Raw genomic sequence first — 19,928 nt, 5'->3', positions numbered from 1 at the left:
GGATTCAGTCGGCGCAGCTCTCTCGCACGGCCGACAACCAGCCTCGCGAAAATGACAACCGGCCTGCGCCCAGGCTCAGGAACAGGCCGCCTGATAATGGCTGGGCGATTGCCCGAGGATGCGCTTGAAGGTCTGGGAGAAGGCGCTCGGGCTCTGGTAGCCGTGCTCCAGGGCCACTTCCAGTACCGAGGCGCCGGCGATCAGCCGTTGCAGGCTGAGTACCATGCGCACGCGGGTGCGCCAATCGCCGAAGTTCATTCCCAGCTCGCGCTGGAACAGGCGGGCGAGGGTACGGCTGCTCATGTTCAGCCGCTGCGCCCAGTCCTCCATGCCGGTTTCATCCGCCGGTGCGCCGATCACCGCGTTGCACAATCGCAGCAGGCGCGCGTCCCTTGGCATGGCGAGGTGAATGCCGACCGTCTGCGCTGCGTCCATTTCCACCAGCAGCAGTTCGTGCAGGCAGCGGCGGCGGTGCTCGTTGCCCTCGCTGGCCTGCACGGCACTGGCGGCCACCAGCAGCTCCCGCAGCAGGGGCGTCACGGCGATCAGCTGGCAGTGCTGGCCGCCCCAGGGCCAGCTCGAAGCGGGCATGAACAGGGTGCGCATCCGCACACTGCCGAACATGCGGATCTGGTGCTCGGTGCCCGGTGGCACCCAGAGTGCGTGGCCAGGCGGCACCACCCAGTTCTTCTGCGCAGCGCCGACCAGCATCACACCGGAAATCGAGTGGATCAGCTGTGCCTGGGTGTGGCAGTGGGGCAGGATTTCCTCACCATCCTGGTGGTCGTAGGCCAGCGCTTCGAGGGACATGGCGCAGGTCATGCTGGCCGACCTGCGCGGCGGGTGGGAGTATCGAGCGGCGTCATGCGGGACTCCTAGTTGAGTCAGCATTCTAAATGAGGCTATCCGACATAATTTGGCGTTGTATTGTCGAGACAATAATTAAACCGCAATAAATCATCACAAATCAGCAGGCGCTTGGCGTTTTCGACAAGTTTTTCTCTTTTCAGTGAGAGGAGACATAACCTGACGCTTCCTGCGCGGGGGGAATCGCAAAGTTTTCCCGCATGCGCTTGGCCTCGGCCAATGGCGTCCGGCTGAACAGGCGCTTGAATTCGCGGTTGAACTGCGAGGCACTGGCATAACCGACGGCCAGGCTCGCTGCCTGCGCCGTCATGCCCTGGCGCACGATCAGCAGCCGAGCCTGGTGCAGCCGCGTGCACTTGAGGTACTGCATGGGCGAAGTGCGCGTGACGGCCTTGAAGTGGCTATGGAATGACGGAACGCTCATGCCGGCTTCGCTCGCGAGTTGTGGCAGGTCGATGGGGTGCGCGTAGCTCGTATGGATGCGCTGCAGGGCCCTGGCGATATTGCCGAAGCGGCCGCGCATGGCCAGCGCCGCGCGCATGGCATTGCCCTGGGCGCCGGTGAGCACGCGGAAATACAGTTCGCGCAGCAGCGCCGGCGCGAGGATTGCCGCTTCCAGCGGCTCGCCCAACGCTTCGAGCAAACGCAGCACCGACTGCTTCAGCGGCGGGGCCATCGGGCTGGAGAACAGGCTGCGCGGCGCGTCCGTGGTGGGAGCGTGGCCCATCTGCTCGATCTGCAACATCAACTCGGCGGCGAGCTGGAAGTCCAGGTGCAGGTAGATGGCCAGGAGCGGGCGCTCGGGCGTGGCGTCGGTTTCCATGGTAAAGGGCACGGGCACCGCAACGGCCAGGTAGTGCTGCTCGTCGTAGACGTAGATCTCATCGCCGAAATAGCCGCGTTTGCAGCCCTGGCAGACGATCACGATGCCGGGATCGTAGAGCACCGGGGTGCGCGCCAGCGGACGATTCGAGCGCAGCAGCCGCACGCCTGGCAGCGCGGTGAGGTTGTAGCCCTCCTGGGGCGCCAGTGCGGCGAGCAGGGCGGCCATGTGTGCCTGCTCGGCGCAGCTTGCATCGATTTCCGTCTTCATAGAATCAGGCAATAAAGTCAGAGTTTGAGGTCTGCGAAATAGCGGTGACGCTGAGTATTGTGCACTCAATTCCCCAGCAACGGAGTCACCCCATGTCACCTCGCAAGAACCTGCTGATCACCGGCGCCAGCAGTGGCTTCGGCCTCGCACTGGCCCGTGAGGCGCTCGCCGCCGGGCATCGTGTGGTAGGCACGGTGCGCAATGAACAGGCCCGCGCCGAACTTGAAGCCCTGGCACCCGGGCAAATCTTCGGGCGCCTGCTCGACGTGACCGATTTCGATGCCATTCCAGGCCTGGTCGCGGAGATCGAGGCCAGCGTCGGCCCGCTGGACGTGCTGGTGAACAGTGCCGGCTACGGCCACGAAGGCATCCTCGAGGAATCGCCACTGGAGGCGATGCGCCGGCAGTTCGAGGTGAACGTCTTCGGCGCCGTGGCGATGATCAGGGCGGTACTGCCGTACCTGCGCCAGCGGCGTCGCGGCCACATCCTCAACATCACGTCCATGGGCGGCTATATCACGATGCCGGGGATCGCCTACTACTGCGGCAGCAAGTTCGCCCTGGAGGGCATCAGCGATGCGCTGGGCAAGGAAGTCGAAGGCTTCGGCATCGCGGTCACGGCCGTGGCACCAGGGTCCTTCCGCACCGATTGGGCGGGGCGCTCCATGGTCCGCAGTCCTCGCTCGATTGCCGATTACGACGCACTGTTCGACCCGGTACGTCAGGCGCGGCAGGAAAAGAGCGGCAAGCAGCCGGGCGACCCGGTGAAAGCTGCACAGGCGATGCTGGTGGCCATCGAGGCACCCGTGCCGCCGCGGCACCTCCTGCTGGGCAGCGATGCGCTGGGTCTGGTTCGGCAGAAGCTTGCAGCGCTGGACGAGGAGTTCACCCGCTGGGAGGCGCTCACCCGATCCACCGACGGCTGAGACGCAGGTCAATGCCTGGCGTTGCGTTCCTCGGGGCGCAGCGTGAGCACTTCGAAGCCCGTGGCGGTCACCGCCACGGTGTGTTCGAACTGCGCGGAGAGCTTGCCGTCGAGGGTCACCACGGTCCACTCGTCCTTCAGGGTTTTCACGCCCGAAAGTCCCTCGTTGAGCATGGGCTCGATGGTGAAGACCATGCCTTGCTTGAGGATCTGCCCGGTGCGCGGACGGCCGACATGCAGTACCTGCGGCGGCTCGTGCATCTCGCGGCCGATGCCGTGGCCGCAGTAGTCCTCGACCACGCTGTAGCCGTGCTGCCGGGCGTGCCGCTCGATGGCGTGGCCGACGTCGCCCAGGCGTGCGCCGGGCTTCACCGCGCGGATGCCTTTCCACATGGCTTCGTAGGTGATTTCCACCAGGCGCTTTGCGGCCGGCGAAACCTTGCCGATCAGGTAGGTCTTGCTCGAGTCGGCAATGAAGCCGTTCTTCTCCAGGGTGATGTCGAAGTTGACGATGTCGCCGTCCTGCAGGCGGTCCGCCTCGGAGGGAACGCCGTGGCAGACCACCTGGTTGCGCGAGGAATTGAGTACGTAGGCGAAGCCGTACTGGCCCTTGCTGGCCGGCCGCGCCTGTAGTTCGTCGACAATGTAGCGCTCGACCCGGTCGTTCACTTCCAGCGTCGTCATGCCTTCCAGCGGCAGGCCGTCGACGAAGCCGAAGACCTTCGCCAGCAGCCGGCCGGACTCGGCCATCAGCGCCAGTTCCGCCTCGCTCTTGATCATTTCGCGCCTGCCGTGGCCGGGTACTTCACCCCGGCTTCCTGCAGTTCGCGGGTGACGATCTCGTTGAAGCTGAGGGTCGGCTCCAGCTCGCAGAGCATGCCGATCTTGATCCAGAAGGCCGCCTGCGCGTTGATCGAACGGCAGGCGACGGAGCTGGCGCGGCGCAACTGGTCGTGCAACTCGTCGTCCAGGTTGATGATGCCCATGCAGGTTTAACTCCGGCTATATGAAATATAACAAAACACATGCCAATCATATTGCGCCTGCCGGGCTAATGCAAAAGAGCTTCGCCACTCTGCATTCAGCGAGACGGCTGAACCGTGGTGTCGTCCTGCAGATCCCGCAACAGATCCACCAGTGCGCGCGCGCAGGCGGGCAGGGCCTCGCGGTCGCGCAGCAGCACGCTGCGTTCGCGGACCACCCAGGGTTCGTCCAGCGACAGTATTCGCAGGTTCATGGTGCGGCTGTGGCGCACGGCGGCCGTTTCCGGGATGACGCCGATGCCGACCCCGGCCTCGACCATCCGGCAGATCGCCTCGAAGCTGGCCACCTGGATGCGCAGGTTGAGCTCGCCCCCCATGCGGTCAACCCGCTCGCGCAGGAAGCTTTGCAGGGTGCTGCCTTCGTGCAGGCCGATGTGCGGGTAATCCAGGGTATCGGCCAGGGTCAGGCGGGGCAGGGCGCACAGAGGGTGGTCCGGGGCCACGGCCAGCACCAGCCGGTCGGTGCTGAAGTGGACGATCTGCAGGCCCTCGGCACGCACCGGGCCGGCGACTATGCCCAGGTCCGCCGAGCCATCGAGGATGGCACGGACGATGTCGCGGTTCAGCCGTTCCTGCAGGTCGACACTGACGCCGGGGCGTTCCGCGAGGAAGTCCGCCAGCAGCTCGGGGAGAAACTCGGTGCACGCGGTGGTGTTGGCGAAGATGCGGATATGCCCGACCTGGTCGCCGGCCTGGCCGCTGAAGTCGCTTTTCAGGTGGTCCACCTGGCGCAGGATCAGCCGTGCGTGCTGCAGCAGGCGCTCGCCGGCAGGGGTCAGCTCGACCCCCCGGTTGTCCCGATACAACAGTCGGCAGTCGAGTTGCCCCTCCAGTGCCTTGATCCGCGCGCTGGCGGCAGCGGCGGAAAGATGGGCACGGCGCGCCCCCTGGGTGAGGCTGGGGGCTTCGGCAATATGGGTGAAGAGACGCAGGTCGGCGAGATCGAAATGCATGCAACGGGTTCCCGCTAGGCTTGGGGATGGGAGTGGCGTTCGTTTCTGCTTAACGCTGGATTATGAAAATGTGGATTCGCTGAACGCAAGCCCCTGTTGCATCCTCGGCTCATCCACTCTGCCAAGAGGTCACCCATGAGCGATTCGCCGTACGCCGACTGGATCGGCCGTTCCCAGGAACGCGAGGAAGAATTGAGTGCCGTGCTGGTCCGCCGTCTGGCCGTGACCCTCGCGGAAGACGTACCGGCCGCGGGCGATGCGCTGCCGCCGCTGTGGCACTGGATGTTCTTCCAGGATGAAGTGACCGAGCCGGGCCTGGGCGCCGATGGCCATCCGGCGCGCGGTGGCTTCCTGCCGCCGGCCGATGGGCGCAACCGCATGTGGGCCGGCGGCCGCCTGGAGTTCCATGAGCCGCTGCGCGTCGGCGGGCTGGCGAAGCGCACCACGACCATCCTCAATGTCGAGGAAAAGCACGGCCGCACCGGCTCGCTGCTGTTCGTCACCCTGCGCCATGAATTCCATCAGGACGGCCGCCTGGCCTTCAGCGAGGAGCAGGACATCGTCTACCGCGAACCGACGCCGCCCCGGCTCTCCAGCGGCGACGTGCTGCCGGCCGGCGACTGGAGCGAGGCCGTCGAGCCGACACCGATCCTGCTGTTCCGCTATTCCGCGCTGACCTTCAACGGCCACCGCATCCACTACGACTGGCCCTACGTCACCGAAGCCGAGGGCTACCCCGGCCTGGTGGTGCACGGCCCGCTGATCGGCACCCTGAACCTGCGTGCGTTCTGCCGCGCCAACCCCGAAGCACGCCTGCGCCGTTACGCCTACCGTGGCTTGCGCCCGCTGATCAGCCCCGAACCTTTCGCAGTCGGCGGCCGCCTGAGCGGCCCCGGCAAGGCCGAAGTCTGGGCTGGCAACGGTGCCGGCATCGCCCAGCGCGGCGAAGTGGAATTCGACTGATCGCACCCCTGCGGTGCCCTCCCAACAAGAAAAGAGCAAAGGTGATTCGATGACTTCCACCCCCGAAGAACTCCAGGCCATCCGTGAAGGCGTACGCGCCCTGTGTGCGGAGTTCCCCGCCGAGTACTGGCGCCGGATCGATGAAGAGAAAGGCTTCCCCGAGGACTTCGTCCGCGCCATGACCGAAGCCGGCTGGCTCTCCGCGATGATCCCGGAAGAGTACGGCGGCTCGGGCCTGGGCCTGGCCGAGGCCTCGGTGATCCTGGAGGAGGTGAACCGCTGCGGCGGCAACTCCGGCACCATCCACGGGCAGATGTACAACATGTTCACCCTGCTGCGGAACGGCAGCGCCGAGCAGAAGGCCTACTACCTGCCCAAGCTCGCCAACGGCGAACTGCGCCTGCAATCCATGGGCGTCACCGAACCCACCACCGGCACCGACACCACCAAGATCAAGACCACCGCCGTGCGCAAGGGCGACAAGTACGTGATCAATGGCCAGAAGGTTTGGATCTCGCGCATCCAGCATTCCGACCTGATGATCCTGCTGGCCCGCACCACGCCGCTGGCCGAGGTGAAGAAGAAGTCCGAAGGCATGTCGATCTTCCTCGTCGACCTGCGCGAGGCCATCGGCAACGGCCTGACCGTGCAGCCGATCGCCAACATGGTCAACCACGAGACCAACGAGCTGTTCTTCGACAATCTGGAAATCCCCGCCGGCAACCTGATCGGCGAGGAAGGCAAGGGCTTCAAGTACATCCTCGACGGCCTCAATGCCGAGCGCACGCTGATTGCCGCCGAGTGCATCGGCGATGGCCGCTGGTTCACCGAGAAGTCCGCGCAGTACGCCCGCGACCGCGTGGTGTTCGGCCGCCCGATCGGGCAGAACCAGGGCGTGCAGTTCCCCATCGCCGAGGCGCACATCGAGATCGAGGCCGCCGACCTGATGCGCTGGCGCGCCTGCGAAGAGTACGACAGCGGCAAGAACGCTGGCGCCGCCGCCAACATGGCCAAGTACCTGGCGGCCAAGGCCAGCTGGGAGGCCGCCAACGCCTGCCTGCAGACCCACGGTGGCTTCGGCTTCGCCAACGAGTACGACGTCGAGCGCAAGTTCCGCGAGACGCGCCTGTACCAGGTGGCGCCGATCTCCACCAACCTGATCCTGTCCTACGTGGCCGAGCACCTGCTCGAACTGCCGCGTTCCTTCTGACGAACCGGGACGACAAGCGATGAACAATACCCACGCCCTGGCCGAATTCCTTGCCGGCCTGCGTTACGAAGACCTGCCCGCGGCAGTGGTCGAGTACACCGAAGAGCTGTTCCTCGACTGGCTCGGCTCGGCCCTGGCCAGCCAGAACCGCCACCCGATCCCGCTGTTCCAGCGCTATGCCCAGCGCATGGGCCCGGCGACCGGGAAGAGCCGCGTGCTGGTGGACGGCAGCTCGACCTCCGCGTACTTCGCCGCGCTGGTCAACGGTGCCAGTTCACACCTGGTGGAGCAGGACGACCTGCACAACAGCTCCGTGCTGCATCCGGCCACCGTGGTCTTCCCGGCGGCCCTGGCGGCCGCGCAGGAACTGGGCAAGTCCGGCCGCGAGCTGATCCTCGCCAGCGTCGCCGGCTACGAGGCGGGCATCCGCATCGGCGAGTTCCTCGGTCGCTCGCATTACCGCATCTTCCACACCACCGCCACGGTCGGCACCCTGGCCGCCGCGGTGGCGGTGGGCAAGCTGCTGGGGCTGGACAGCCGCCAGTTCGTCAACTGCCTGGGCAGCGCCGGCACCCAGGCCGCCGGCCTCTGGGAATTCCTGCGCGACGCTGCCGACTCCAAGCAGCTGCACACCGCGAAGGCGGCTGCCGACGGCCTGCTCGCTGCCTACCTGACGGCCGACGGCCTGACCGGCGCGCAGAACATTCTCGAAGGCGAGCAGGGCATGGCGGCCGGCATGTCCAGCGACGCCGACCCGAGCCGTCTGGTGGACGGCCTGGGCACCCGCTGGGCACTGTGCGAGACCTCCTACAAGTTCCACGCCTCCTGCCGCCATACCCATCCTGCCGCCGACGCGCTGCTCGGCCTGATGCAGCGCGAAGGGCTGGCGCACGGCGATATCGCCAAGGTCACCACCCGCGTGCACCAGGGCGCCATCGATGTGCTCGGCCGCGTGGTGGTGCCGCAGACGGTGCATCAGGCGAAGTTCTCCATGGGCACCGTGCTGGGCCTGATCGCCGTGCATGGCAAGGCCGGGCTGGTGGAGTTCGAGGAGTTTTCCCTGAAGGATCCAAACGTCGCGGCCTTCCGCGAGAAGGTCGCCATGCAGCTCGATGCGGAAGTGGACGGCGCCTACCCGCAACGCTGGCTGGGCCGCGTCGACGTGCTCACCACCGACGGTCGCCAGCTGCACGGCGCCATCGACGAGCCCAAGGGCGATCCGGGCAATGGCTTGAGCCGTGCAGAACTGGAAGACAAGTTCCGCCGCCTGCTGGCCTTCGCCGGCCAGCGCGGCAGCGCCGAAGCGGATCGGCTGGTGCAGGCCAGCTGGCGGCTGCACCAGCTGTCGAACCTCGACGACTTCCACTGAAACAGGCTCGCGGGCGGCCAGGCCGCCCGATCCCACCGAATCGTAGCGTCGGCCACCCGGCCGGCGTCTGGAGTTGCCCATGAGTTCGCGTCCCCTCGACGGGATTACCGTCGTCAGCCTGGAACACGCCATCGCCGCACCGTTCTGCACCCGCCAGTTGGCCGACCTCGGCGCCCGCGTGATCAAGATCGAGCGCCCCGGCGTCGGCGACTTCGCCCGCGGTTACGACGAGCGCGTGCGCGGCCTGGCCTCGCATTTCGTCTGGACCAACCGGTCCAAGGAAAGCCTGTCGCTGGACCTCAAGCAGGAGCCGGCGCAGGCCGTGCTGGAGCAGTTGCTGGAGCAGGCCGACGTGCTGGTGCAGAACCTTGCCCCAGGCGCCGCTGCGCGCCTGGGCTTGTCGTTCGAAACGCTGCACGAGCGCTTCCCGCGGCTGATCGTCTGCGATATTTCCGGTTACGGCGAAGGCGGCCCCTACGAGCAGAAGAAGGCCTATGACCTGTTGATCCAGAGCGAAAGTGGTTTCCTCTCGGTCACCGGCGGCCCCGGCGCCGACGAGATGGCCAAGGCCGGATGCTCGATCGCCGATATCTCCGCCGGCATGTACGCCTACAGTGGCATCCTTTCGGCTCTGCTGCTGCGTGGCAGGACCGGGGAGGGCAGTCGCGTCGAGGTGTCGATGCTCGAAGGCATGGCCGAGTGGATGGGCTTCCCCATGTACTACGCCTTCGAGGGCCAGTCGCAGCCGCCGCGCGCTGGCGCCGCCCACGCCACCATCTACCCTTACGGGCCGTTCCCCACCGGCGATGGCGGCAGTGTGATGCTCGGCGTGCAGAACGAGCGCGAGTGGAAGCTGTTCTGCGAGATCGTCCTGCAGCGCCCGGAGCTGGCAACCGATCCGCGCTTCACCGCGACCAGCCTGCGCGTGGCCAACCGCGATGCCCTGCGCGAATCCATAATCGAAGCCTTCTCGGCCCTGGGCGCCGCGCAGGTGGTCGAGCGCCTGGAGCAGGCGCAGATCGCCAATGCCCATGTCAACGACATGCGCGGCCTCTGGCAGCACCCGCAACTGGCGGCCCGTGACCGCTGGCGCGAGATCGACAGCCCGGCCGGCCGCCTGCCGGCGCTGTTGCCGCCGGTGAACAGCAACGCCTATGCACCGCGAATGGACGCCGTGCCGGCGCTGGGTGAACAGACGGATGACCTGCTCCGGGAACTGGGGTATACCCCCGGTGATATCCAGCGCCTGCACGAGCAGGGCGCGGTATGACCCAGGAGAGCCCAATGATTCAGGATACCCCGGCGGATTCCATCGTACGGACCGCGCTGTTTGTCCCCGGCAGCCGCCCGGAGCGCTTCGCCAAGGCCTTGGCCAGCGGCGCCGACGCAGTGATCGTCGACTTCGAGGACGCCGTCGAGGCGTCCCTCAAGGCCCAGGCCCGCGACAATCTGGAAGCCTTCCTCGGCGCCAACCCTGAAGCCCGCGTGCGGGTGAGGGTGAACGCCGCTGGTGACCCGGAGCAGGCGGCCGATCTCCAATTGTGCGGCCGCCTGCCTGGCGTCATCGGCATCCTGCTGCCCAAGGCCGAGCGTGCGATGCAGGTGCGCATCGCCGCTTCCTCCGGCAAGCCGGTGTGGCCGCTGATCGAGAGCGCCCGCGGCCTGCTCGCGCTGGGCGAGATCGCCGCCTGCGAGGGAGTGGAGCGCCTGACCTTCGGCGGCCTCGACCTGGCGCTGGATATCGGCATGAGCAGCGGCACCCAGGCCGCCGCGGTGGTCTACGACCAGGTACGCCTGAGCCTGCTGCTGCATTCGCGGGTGAACGACCTGCAGCCGCCGCTGGATACCGTGTTCCCCGCCTTCGACGATGCCGAAGGGTTCGCCGCGACCCTCCGTCATGGTCGCGACCTCGGCCTGCTCGGCGCCCTGTGCATCCATCCCCGACAGGTCGCTGTGGTCCATGCGGCGCTGGCCCCCGGCGCCGACGAACTGGACTGGGCACGGCGGGTGGTAGAGGCCGCGCAAGGCGGCGCGGCGGCCTTCCAGGTCGACGGACAGATGGTCGACGCGCCGGTGCTGGCCCGCGCCCGGCGATTGCTGGCCAGCGCCGGCAACTGACTGCTTTCCTGTAGGAGCGAGCTTGCTCGCGAACCTCACTTCACACCGGGGCATCCGGTGCCATGCGTTCGCGAGCAAGCTCGCTCCTACAAGGTAGCCATCCGCTCGGAACTCATCTGTTACTGCGCATGGGCTGTGATGAGGCCCTGGACGACCTCCACCAAGCCGTTGATGGCGAACTGCACGCCCATGCACACGAGCAGGAAACCCATCAGCCGCGAAATGGCATCGATGCCGGACTTGCCAGTGGCTTTCATGATCAGGTCCGAGGCGCGCAGGCAGCCCCAGAGGATCAGCGCGGTGCAGAGGAAGATCAGCGGTGGCGCCACCAACACCACCCACTGGGGGAAGTTGGTGCTGTGCTTGATGCTGGCCGAGGAGCTGATGATCATCGCGATGGTGCCGGGCCCGGCGGTACTGGGCATGGCCAGCGGGATGAAGGCGAAGCTGGTGCGCTCGGGCGCGGTTTCGTTGGGGTCGGGGGAGGGGACGGGATTGGGGAACAGCATGCGTGCGCCGATGATGCAGAGGATGCCGCCCCCGGCGATGCGCAGCCCCGGGATGGAGATGCTGAACACCCCCATGATGAACTCGCCGATGTAGTAGGTCAGCGTCATGATGATGAACACGTAGCAGGCAGTGAGCAGCGCTTGCTGGTTTTTCTCTTCGCGACTGAAACCCTGGGACAAGGCGAGAAACAGAGCCACAGTCGTCGGCGGATTGATCAGGGGCAGCAAGGCGAGCAGCCCTAGTAGGATAGCGTCGAACAAACTGCTCATGGCCGGGCGTCTCCAGGCTCGTGTCTGGCAGCAATGAGTTTAGGTGCGAATCGACAAACCGACGGCAAGCCAGGGCCACTGGCCGCTCACATGCTGAACTACGCTGCATGACGGCAAGTTCGCTGCCTCGCGTGAGTCTTGCGCCGTCTTCGCCTGGAGTGACTCCCCGATGTCCGAAACCCCGCCGCGAGAGCGTTCCGGCTTTGATTGGCAGCGCTGGCTGCCAGGGCTCGCCACCCTGCGCAACTACCAGGCGAGCTGGCTGCCCAGGGACCTGGCCGCCGGCCTGGTGCTGACCACCATGCTGGTGCCAGTGGGCATCGCCTACGCCGAGGCTTCCGGCGTGCCGGGCATCTACGGGCTGTACGCGACCATCATTCCCTTGCTGGCCTATGCGCTGTTCGGCCCGAGCCGCATCCTCGTGCTTGGCCCGGACTCCGCGCTGGCCGCGCCGATTCTCGCGGTAGTGCTGGTGCAGGCGGCGGGCGATCCGCAGCGGGCCATCGCCGTCGCCAGCCTGATGGCGCTGGTCTCCGGCGTGGTCTGCATGGTCGCCGGGCTGCTGCGCCTGGGCTTCATCACCGAACTGCTGTCCAAACCGATCCGCTACGGCTACATGAACGGCATCGCGCTGACGGTGCTGATCAGCCAGTTGCCCAAGCTGTTCGATCTTTCCGTCGAGAGCCGGGGGCCGCTGCAGGACCTCTGGTCATTGGGCCGGGCGCTGCTGGGCGGGCAGGCCAACTGGCCGAGTTTCGCAGTGGGTGGCGGCTGCCTGGTGCTGATCCTCGTACTCAAGCGCTACCGGCGCCTTCCGGGCATTCTCATCGCGGTGGTGCTGGCGACCCTGTCGGTCAGCCTGTTCGACCTCGGCAGCCGGGGCGTCAAGGTGCTCGGCGAGTTGCCCCAGGGGCTGCCAGGGTTTTCGTTTCCCTGGGTGAGCGGCATCGACCTGGTGGAAGTGCTGCTGGGCGGTATCGCCGTGGCGCTGGTGTCATTCGCCGACACCAGTGTGCTGTCGCGTACCTACGCGGCGAGGTTGAAGACGCCGGTGAACCCCAACCAGGAAATGTTCGGCCTGGGCGTGGCGAACTTCGCTTCCGGGCTGTTCCAGGGCATCCCCATCAGCAGCAGCTCCTCGCGTACGCCGGTCGCCGAGGCTGCGGGGGCGAGGACTCAGCTCACCGGCATCGTCGGAGCCCTGGCGGTGACCCTGTTGCTGCTGGCGGCGCCCAACCTGATGCAGCACCTGCCCACCAGTGCCCTGGCCGCGGTGGTGATCGCCGCGGCCCTGGGGTTGTTCGAGTTCACCGACCTCAGGCGCATCTTCCGCCTGCAACAATGGGAGTTCTGGCTGTCCATGGGCTGCTTTGCCGGCGTGGCGGTATTCGGGGCCATTCCGGGCATCTGCATCGCCGTGGTGATCGCGGTGATCGAGTTCCTCTGGGATGGCTGGCGACCGCACCATGCCGTGCTGGGGAGGGTGGACGGCGTGCGTGGTTATCACGACGTAACGCGTTACCCGAATGCGCGGCGCATCCCCGGCCTGGTGTTGCTGCGCTGGGATGCGCCGCTGTTCTTCGCCAATGCCGAGCAGTTCCAGAACCAGGTACTGGCGGCGCTGAACCAGTCCCCCACGCCCGTGCAGCGCCTGGTGATCGCGGCCAGCCCGGTGACCAGCATCGATATCACCTCCGCCGACATGCTTGCCGAGCTGGACAAGATCCTGGAGCAACGCGGGGTGGAATTGCAGTTCGCCGAGATGAAGGACCCGGTGAAGGACAAGATGAAGCAGTTCGAGCTGTTCGAGGGCCTGGGCGAGAACGCCTTCCATCCGACTGTAGGCGCCGCCGTGGAGGCCTACCTGGCCGATTCCGGGGTGGACTGGAAACCCTGACTCCCGATACGGCCGACGTTCATTTGGCGGCACCAAGGGCTCCGTGGAGGGGTGTTTCAGGGAGGCTAGAGTCATTCGGCAAGCCGTGGCAGGGCGGTGGACGGGCGCAGCGATCAACGGAAGTGGCCGGCGGCGCCCGGCTCGTGCTCGTACAGGAAAGCGAAAGGCCCTGCCTGCGGGCTTCCCCTGGCTTCTTCTTGAAAAGGTATTACTGCAACTTGCCGTCTACCACTCTTGGGGGCGCACCCAGTGCGCTGCTGTCAGACGGTGCATGGAACAGACTATTTTTTGGGTACGAGAATGAATAGGAGTTGCAAGGGGCCCTCCCACCAACGTTCCAAAGAGGTCCTGTTGCAGGCTCTTCGGGCGTTGAACGAACGCCCCAGGAAAACTCTGACCTCCTCGACTCCTGCCGAGTGACTTGACCTCACTGTTGCGTCGACGGGCTGTCCCCACGATCCATAGCGGACTGTCAGACCGCCACTTCTGCCTTATTGACCGTGTACAGATGCCGGGTATATGCGCCGTGCGTACGGCGCAATGTGCTCCCCATGCATCGTCGCCCCGTTAGCGATCAGGCCGCCCGTATCCCTGCGTTACACGGTCTATCACTACCGCCAGCGCCACGATCGCCAGCCCTGCTTCAACGCCGCGTCCCACATCCAGGGTCTGGATACCCACCAGTACATCTTCGCCCAGGCCGCGTGCGCCGATCATCGACGCCACCACGACCATGGACAGCGCCATCATTACCGTCTGGTTGAGCCCGGCCATGAGGCTTGGCAGGGCCAGCGGCAGTTCGACGTGGCGCAGGCGCTGCCAGCGGTTGGCGCCCAGGCAGCGTGCTGCTTCGCGAACAGACGGATCGACCTGGCGCAGGCCCAGGTCGGTGAGACGAACCAGTGGCGGTAGCGCGTAGATCAGCGTAGCGAAGATCGCCGGTACCTTGCCCAGGCCGAAGAGCATCAGCACGGGAATCAGGTAGACGAAGCTGGGCAGGGTCTGCATGACGTCCAGCAACGGCATCAGAATGCGGCGGGCCATGGGCCGGTAAGCCAGCAGCACGCCCAGCGGGACGCCGATGAGCACGCAGAGCCCGGTGGCGACCAGCACCAGGGCGCAAGTCTGCAACAGCTTGTCCCAGAGCCCGACCACGCCGATCAGGAACAGCAGAGCCACCAGCAGCAGTGCGCGCTTCCAGCTGCGTCCGGCGTGCCAGGCGAGCAGGCCCAGCAGTGCCAGGAGCAGCCACCAGGGCGGCAGACGCAGGAGGTTTTCCAGCAGGGTCACCAGTTGCAGCAGGCTGTCGGACAGCTGCCGCAGCTGGTCGCCGTAGTTCAGCACCAGGCTGTCCACCAACTGGTTCACCGGCCCGGCGATGGAGTGATGCAGGCCTTGCGGGAAACTCGAACTCACAGTGCCGCCTCTACCTTCACGCGGACCGCTTCGCTGACCCAGGGGTGCCAGACCTGTGGGTTGGCCCTGAGGAAATCACGCGCGGCGTCGCGCGGCGCCTGGCGTGTCTCGCTCATCTTCGCCAGGGAGGCATTGAGCAGGCCGATGGGGAAGTCGACCTTCTCGAATACGCCGACCAGTTCCGGATAGTCCCGGTGGAAGGCCGCGGAAACGCCGACCGACAGCCGCGCCGGCATCGAGCGGGTGCCGCGCGGGTTGGTGTTCTTCGCGTCGCTCAGGGTCTTCCAGGCCTCGGCATCGAAGGCTGGCTCTTCCAGGCGTACCAGTTTGTAGCGGCCCATCAGCGGAGTGGGCGACCAGTAGTAGAACAGCACCGGCTTGCCGCGCCGGATCGACGAGGCGATCTCGGCGTCCAGTGCCGCGCCGGAGCCGGTGCGGAAATTCGTGAAACTGTCGGTCAGACCGTAGGCCTTGAGCTTCTGCGAGTTGACGATTTCCGAAGTCCAGCCGGTGGGGCTGTTGAGAAAGCGTCCCTTGTCCGGCGATTCGGGGTCGCGGAACACTTCGCGGTAGCGCGGCAGGTCGCTCACCGAGTGCAGTTCGGGCGCCAGGGGTGCGATGCCGCGTGCCGGGTCGCCCTTGATCACGTACTCGGGCACCCACCAGCCTTCGTCGGCGTTCTTCACCGTATCGCCCAGGCCGAACACCTTGCCCTCGGCCTGCGCCTTGACCCAGGCGGGGCTGCGCCCGGCCCATTCCTCGCCAATGACCTGGACGTCGTTGCGTGCCAAGGCAGCTTCCAGGCTGACGGTGCTGCCGGGCAAGCTGTCGGTAGGGTAGCCATAGCCCTGTTCCACCAGCAGACGCAGTACTTCGGTGATCAGGCTGCCGCTCTCCCAGGTGAGCTCGCCGAAATGGATAGGGGCTTTCTCGTCGGCGGCCTGGGCCCCGGTGACGAGCAGGCCGAGGGCGAGTGCCGCGCCGCCGAACCAGCGTTTGAACGATTGCATGCAAAGTTTCCTCGTGGAAGGTGAGGTAGCGGGCGCGCCTTGGGCGCGCCCGTTCCGTCTCAGAAGTCGTAGGTGAGCTTGGTGTAGTAGAAGGTCCCCTCCGGAGCGGCCGGGGAGAGGTAGCTGTACTGCTGGGCCGGTGTCTGGCGCAGTTGATCGTTGTACTTGTCCGGGCGGCTGTCGAAGAGGTTGTTGGCACCCACCGAGACCTTGAGGCTGCGGTTGAACGCGTAGTTCAGATCGAGGTCGGTGACCCATTGCGCGGAGAAGGTCTGGTCGTACTGCGCAGCGCTTTCGTCGGCGGCGTACTTGCGATAGCGGCCGAAGCGGGTTTCGTAGAGGCTGAGGGTCCAGGGGCCGAAGCTGTGCACGGCACCGAACACCAGCTTGTCTTCCGGGTAGCCGTGCTCCAGGTAGCCCTCGGATTCACGGGTGACGGTGACGAATCCGTTGGGGTTCTCGTGGATTTTCTGCACCCGCGTGCGGGTCTTGGTGTAGCCGGCGGAGAGCGCCAGGTTGCCGTAGGCGCCCAGTTCCAGGTTGTACTTGCCCACCACATCGACGCCCCGGGTGCGGGTGTCGGCGGCGTTGGTCATGAACTGCGCCCAGCTGTACTGCCCGTAGCCCGCCTCGGTGAGGATGCGCTCGGCCTCGGGGCCATAGATGCCGCCGCTGTAGAGGATGCGGTCACGGATATCGATCTGGTAGGCGTCCACGGTCAACGACGCCTGCTCGCTGGGACGCCATACCAGGCCCAGCGAGTAGTTGTCGGATTTCTCCGGCTTCAGCGCCTGTGCCCCCAGGGCGCGCGCCGCCGGGTTGTCGACGGGCAGCATGCGGGTCAGCACCGGGTTGCCGTCGGCGCCGACGTTGGTGGTGGTGGTCCAGGAGGTGCCGATCTGCCCGAGGGTGGGCGCGCGGTAGGCATTGTTGATGGTTGCGCGCAGGCCCAGTTGCGGGGTCAGCTCGTAGCGTGCGGAAAGCTTGCCGGTGGTGGTGTCGCCGAAGTCCGAGTAGTGCTCGGTGCGTGCGGCAAGGCCGAACTGGAAGCGCTCGGTCAACTGGTTTTCCAGCCCCAGGTAGAGGCCGCGAACCTGGCGGGTGTAGGTGGCGGCGTCGTCCGGGGTCAGCCCCGAGGCCTGCACCGCCCCGACCTGCACACCATCGATTCCACCATAGGAGTAGGAGGCGAAGTCGCCGTCCTCCAGGCGATAGCGCTCATCGCGCCAGGCCAGCCCGGCCGACAGCGTCAGCGGCTTGAATGCCCAGTCCACGGCTACGTCGCGGCTGTAGTCGAGGTTGAGGTTGGTCTGCTCGTTGATCAGCGTGGCGACGTCGAAGCTGGTCGGGCTGGCCACGCCATAGCTCGGGTTGACGGTGTCCGAGGCACGCTCGGTGTGTTTGTCGCGACCATAGGTGGCGGACAGGTCGAAGCGCCCGAGGGCCTCGTCCTCGTAGCGCGAGCCCAGGGTCAGCGAGGCGTCCTCGTAGTGGTAGCGGTACTGCGGGATGGTGCCGTCAGGGTAGATCTGCGGCACGTTGTTCGGGCTGCTGGCGAGCAGCGGTGGCGTGTTGTTGTAGGAAGTGTCGCGGCCGAAAGTGCCGAAGCTGTAGAGGCGCCAGGCGTCGCTCAGGCCGATTTCGCCGTTGGCCGCCAGGTTGAATTTCTCCCGGCTCGCGCCGCCCCAGCGCGGGTCCTGCAGTTCGCCGTCGGCATAGTACTTCTCGCCGATGTCGTCGGGCTTGTTGTTCAGCCCGTTGAAGCTCAGGGTGAGGAAGCCATCCCCTGGCAGCGCCAGGCCGTACCAGCCATCGGCGGACTTGCTGAAGCCGTCGCCCTGGCTGTACTTGCCCAGTTGCGCGCTGGCCTGGCCACCGCTGTCACGTTCCTTGAGGACGATGTTGATCACCCCGGCGATGGCGTCGGAGCCATACTGGGCCGAGGCACCGTCGCGCAGCACTTCGACGTGGTCGATGGCGCTGATCGGGATCATGTCCAGGTCCACCGATTGCGCGCCGATGAAGGGCACGCCGCCGGAGATGTTCACCACCGCCGAGGCATGCCGGCGCTTGCCGTTGACCAGCACGAGGGTCTGGTCCGGCGACAGTCCGCGCAGCGACGCACCTTTCGGGTCCTGGCCGCGGGTGGCGCTCTGGTTCTGCGGGAAGTTGAACGAAGGCAGCAACTGGAACAACGCCTGGTTCAGGCTGGTGGCGCCGGTCTGCACCAGCTCCTTGGCGTCGATCACATCCACCGGCGCGCTGCTGGTCAGCGCGGTAGCGTCCTGGCGGCGAGTGCCGATGGCGACCACGCGGTCCAGCGTCGGGATGGTCGAATCCGCCGCCGCTCCAGTGGCCCGTTGGGCGCCGTTGCCGGCCTTGCGTACGACGAAGGCGCCGTCCTCGCTGACCTGCAATTGCAGGCCGGTGCCGCGCAGCGCGGCGTCCACCGCCTGTTGCGGGGAGTAGGTGCCGTCGACCGTTGCCGACGAGTAGCGACCCACTTCCGGTGTGAAGGAGATGACCTGGCCGCTCTGCCGGCTGATCGACAGCAGCACCTCGTCCAGCGGCCCCGGTTCGATGTGGTAGGCCTGCGACGGCCCGGCGGCCAACGCCGAACCGAGGAACAGGGCGGCGAGTGAACCCAGGCCGAAGGCCCCGGCCTTGCGGGTGAAAACGGAATGACGCGACATGACTCCCCCAGAAGATGCGCCGCAAAGGGCGGCGCTTACGTCATCTCTGTGCAGCGGTACGCGGGAACCTTGCAGATCGATTGGTTATGTCCTTAGAACCGCCCTGGCAGGCGGCGCGGATTCAGGCCGGCCCGACGCTCACCCACAGAGCCGTGCGCCGCGCGACGCGGATCGGCAAGGTTCGGGCGAGGACGTCCAGGGCCTGGTCGCTGTCGTCCAGGCGGAACAGCCCGCTGACGCGCAGCCCGGCCACCGCCGGATCGACGCGCAACACGCCGCTGCGGTAAGGGCGCAGCGCATCGAGAACGTCCGCCAGGCGCTGGTTGCGTACTTCCAGCAGGCCGTCCACCCAGGCACCTTCGCCGCCCTCCAAGGGCGCCGGCGGGGCGAAGGCGTAGCGGTCGAAGCTCACCTGCTGGCGACGCGGCAGTTGCAGGCGCTCGCCGGTCAGGGTGGCCAGCTCCAGCGAACCTTCCAGTGCAGAGGCCGCGCAACGCTCTTCGTCCAGCCGCAATTGCAGGCGGCCGCCCTGGCTGAACACCTGGCCGAAAGCGCTGGCGATCAGCATCGGCCGCGTATCACCGGCTACGCGCAGCTGGATTTCCCCGCGTCGCAGGCGCAACAGGCGGCGCTGCGCAGTGAAGTCGATGTCCACGGCGCTGCGTGCGTTGAGCACCAGTTCGCTGCCGTCGTCGAGGGTGACGCGCTGGCGTCTGCCGGTAGCGGTGTGCAGGTCGGCACTCAGTTCTTCCAGCGGCAGCTGTCGATCGGCCAGAAGCCCGGCGCAGAGCATCACCCCGGCACCTGCCAATGCACCCTGCAGCAGCCGTCGGCGGCTCGCGCCGGCGGCGCCGAGCGTGCGCTGCAGTTGTTCGCCGCGCACGCCCTGGGCCTGAGCCACGCGGAATGCGCCAAGGGTGTGCTCCAGTCGTTCGCAGAGTTGCTGGTGACGCAGGTCCTGCTCGCGCCAGGCCATGAACGCCTGCCAGTCGTCGCGGCTAGCGTGGCCGGAACGCAGCAGGACCAGCCAGCGGGTGGCCTGCTCGATCAGCAGTGCCTGTTCCTGTTCGCGGTTCATGACAGGCTCGCCTTGAGGCAGCGTTGCAGGGCCTTGGCCATGTAGTCGCTCACCGAGCGTTGGGAGATGCCCAGGGTGCGGGCGATTTCCGGATAGGTCAGACCATCGATCTGCGACAGCAGGAAAGTCGCCTTCACCTTGGCCGGCAGGCCGTCGAGCAACTGGTCGATGCGTTGCAGCGCCTCGAGCAACTCGGCGATCTGCTCGGGCGAGCGCTCGTCAGCGGCTTCGGGATCGAGGCTTTGCAGGTAGGCGCGCTCCAGGTCGCGGCGTCGCCACAGCTGGAACAGCAGGCGGCGGGCGATGGTGGTAAGCAAGGCGCGCGGTTCGCGGATCGGCGCCAGTACCGGGCTGGCCAGCAACTGGACGAAGGTTTCCGCGGCCAGGTCCTCGGCGCTGGCGCCGGATTCAAGGTGCCGTCGCAGGCGGCCTTGCAGCCAGTCGTAGTGCTGGCGGAACAGCAGGCCAACATACTGGCCATGGGAATTGTCAGCACCGGACATGACGGCTCCAG

General features: G+C 66.5%; 18 protein-coding genes. 7 read left to right on the top strand and 11 right to left on the bottom strand.

Annotated features, from left to right (window positions below; translation table 11 throughout):
• Positions 1-75 precede the first annotated feature (75 nt).
• Positions 76-810 carry an AraC family transcriptional regulator gene (locus G4G71_RS15810; protein ID WP_169939015.1) on the bottom strand — a complete coding sequence of 245 codons (735 nt, stop codon included), beginning with the start codon at positions 808-810 and terminating at the stop codon, positions 76-78.
• 196 nt (positions 811-1,006) lie between these two features.
• A complete protein-coding gene (locus G4G71_RS15805) occupies positions 1,007-1,960 on the bottom strand; it encodes an AraC family transcriptional regulator (protein WP_169939014.1) in 954 nt (317 codons plus the stop codon).
• A 92-nt stretch (positions 1,961-2,052) separates the two neighbouring features.
• Here G4G71_RS15805 and G4G71_RS15800 point away from each other — a divergent pair, with 92 nt between their 5' ends.
• Complete coding sequence (locus G4G71_RS15800; RefSeq protein WP_169939013.1) at positions 2,053-2,886, top strand: oxidoreductase; 834 nt, start codon at positions 2,053-2,055, stop codon at positions 2,884-2,886.
• A gap of 8 nt (positions 2,887-2,894) precedes the next feature.
• On the opposite strand, the gene map is transcribed toward G4G71_RS15800, so the two are convergent.
• The 3 genes from map to G4G71_RS15785 form a co-directional block, all read right to left on the bottom strand.
• Positions 2,895-3,665 carry a type I methionyl aminopeptidase gene (map, locus tag G4G71_RS15795; protein ID WP_169939012.1) on the bottom strand — a complete coding sequence of 257 codons (771 nt, stop codon included), beginning with the start codon at positions 3,663-3,665 and terminating at the stop codon, positions 2,895-2,897.
• Complete coding sequence (locus G4G71_RS15790) at positions 3,662-3,871, bottom strand: ParD-like family protein (protein WP_054910709.1); 210 nt, start codon at positions 3,869-3,871, stop codon at positions 3,662-3,664. The genes map and G4G71_RS15790 overlap by 4 nt, the downstream gene beginning before the upstream one ends.
• Positions 3,872-3,966: 95 nt before the next feature.
• A complete protein-coding gene (locus tag G4G71_RS15785) occupies positions 3,967-4,881 on the bottom strand; it encodes a LysR family transcriptional regulator (protein ID WP_169939011.1) in 915 nt (304 codons plus the stop codon).
• A gap of 135 nt (positions 4,882-5,016) precedes the next feature.
• Here G4G71_RS15785 and G4G71_RS15780 point away from each other — a divergent pair, with 135 nt between their 5' ends.
• From G4G71_RS15780 to G4G71_RS15760, 5 genes are all read left to right on the top strand, one after another.
• Positions 5,017-5,844 (top strand): HTD2 family dehydratase, encoded by an 828-nt coding sequence (locus G4G71_RS15780; protein ID WP_169939010.1) that lies wholly within the window; start codon positions 5,017-5,019, stop codon positions 5,842-5,844.
• Positions 5,845-5,893: 49 nt separating this feature from the next.
• Positions 5,894-7,054 (top strand): acyl-CoA dehydrogenase family protein, encoded by a 1,161-nt coding sequence (locus tag G4G71_RS15775; RefSeq protein ID WP_169939009.1) that lies wholly within the window; start codon positions 5,894-5,896, stop codon positions 7,052-7,054.
• Positions 7,055-7,073: 19 nt separating this feature from the next.
• Positions 7,074-8,423 (top strand): MmgE/PrpD family protein, encoded by a 1,350-nt coding sequence (locus G4G71_RS15770; protein ID WP_169939008.1) that lies wholly within the window; start codon positions 7,074-7,076, stop codon positions 8,421-8,423.
• Positions 8,424-8,502: 79 nt separating this feature from the next.
• Positions 8,503-9,693: a CaiB/BaiF CoA transferase family protein gene (locus G4G71_RS15765; protein WP_169939007.1), complete on the top strand. Its 1,191-nt coding sequence runs from the start codon at positions 8,503-8,505 to the stop codon at positions 9,691-9,693.
• Between the two features lie 14 nt (positions 9,694-9,707).
• Positions 9,708-10,541: an HpcH/HpaI aldolase/citrate lyase family protein gene (locus G4G71_RS15760; RefSeq protein WP_169939006.1), complete on the top strand. Its 834-nt coding sequence runs from the start codon at positions 9,708-9,710 to the stop codon at positions 10,539-10,541.
• Positions 10,542-10,660: 119 nt separating this feature from the next.
• On the opposite strand, the gene G4G71_RS15755 is transcribed toward G4G71_RS15760, so the two are convergent.
• The gene (locus G4G71_RS15755) at positions 10,661-11,320 is read right to left on the bottom strand and encodes a MarC family NAAT transporter (protein WP_169939005.1); all 660 of its coding nucleotides are present in this window, start codon (positions 11,318-11,320) and stop codon (positions 10,661-10,663) included.
• A gap of 169 nt (positions 11,321-11,489) precedes the next feature.
• Here G4G71_RS15755 and G4G71_RS15750 point away from each other — a divergent pair, with 169 nt between their 5' ends.
• Entirely contained in the window at positions 11,490-13,217 is a 1,728-nt protein-coding gene (locus G4G71_RS15750) for a SulP family inorganic anion transporter (protein ID WP_169939004.1), read from the top strand.
• A 567-nt stretch (positions 13,218-13,784) separates the two neighbouring features.
• On the opposite strand, the gene G4G71_RS15745 is transcribed toward G4G71_RS15750, so the two are convergent.
• The 5 genes from G4G71_RS15745 to G4G71_RS15725 form a co-directional block, all read right to left on the bottom strand.
• Complete coding sequence (locus G4G71_RS15745) at positions 13,785-14,633, bottom strand: ABC transporter permease (protein ID WP_169939003.1); 849 nt, start codon at positions 14,631-14,633, stop codon at positions 13,785-13,787.
• Positions 14,630-15,643 carry an ABC transporter substrate-binding protein gene (locus tag G4G71_RS15740; protein ID WP_169939002.1) on the bottom strand — a complete coding sequence of 338 codons (1,014 nt, stop codon included), beginning with the start codon at positions 15,641-15,643 and terminating at the stop codon, positions 14,630-14,632. Before G4G71_RS15740 ends, G4G71_RS15745 begins: the two co-directional genes overlap by 4 nt.
• 59 nt (positions 15,644-15,702) lie before the next feature.
• Entirely contained in the window at positions 15,703-18,336 is a 2,634-nt protein-coding gene (locus G4G71_RS15735) for a TonB-dependent receptor (RefSeq protein ID WP_169939001.1), read from the bottom strand.
• A gap of 121 nt (positions 18,337-18,457) precedes the next feature.
• On the bottom strand, positions 18,458-19,414 hold the full coding sequence (locus G4G71_RS15730; protein WP_169939000.1) for a FecR domain-containing protein: 957 nt from the start codon (positions 19,412-19,414) through the stop codon (positions 18,458-18,460).
• The gene (locus G4G71_RS15725) at positions 19,411-19,917 is read right to left on the bottom strand and encodes a sigma-70 family RNA polymerase sigma factor (protein WP_169938999.1); all 507 of its coding nucleotides are present in this window, start codon (positions 19,915-19,917) and stop codon (positions 19,411-19,413) included. The genes G4G71_RS15730 and G4G71_RS15725 overlap by 4 nt, the downstream gene beginning before the upstream one ends.
• Between the last annotated feature and the right edge of the window lie 11 nt (positions 19,918-19,928).

Origin of the sequence: Pseudomonas multiresinivorans (assembly GCF_012971725.1) — a bacterium.
Lineage (GTDB): Bacteria > Pseudomonadota > Gammaproteobacteria > Pseudomonadales > Pseudomonadaceae > Pseudomonas > Pseudomonas multiresinivorans.
This window is presented reverse-complemented; position numbering and strand designations above follow the sequence as displayed.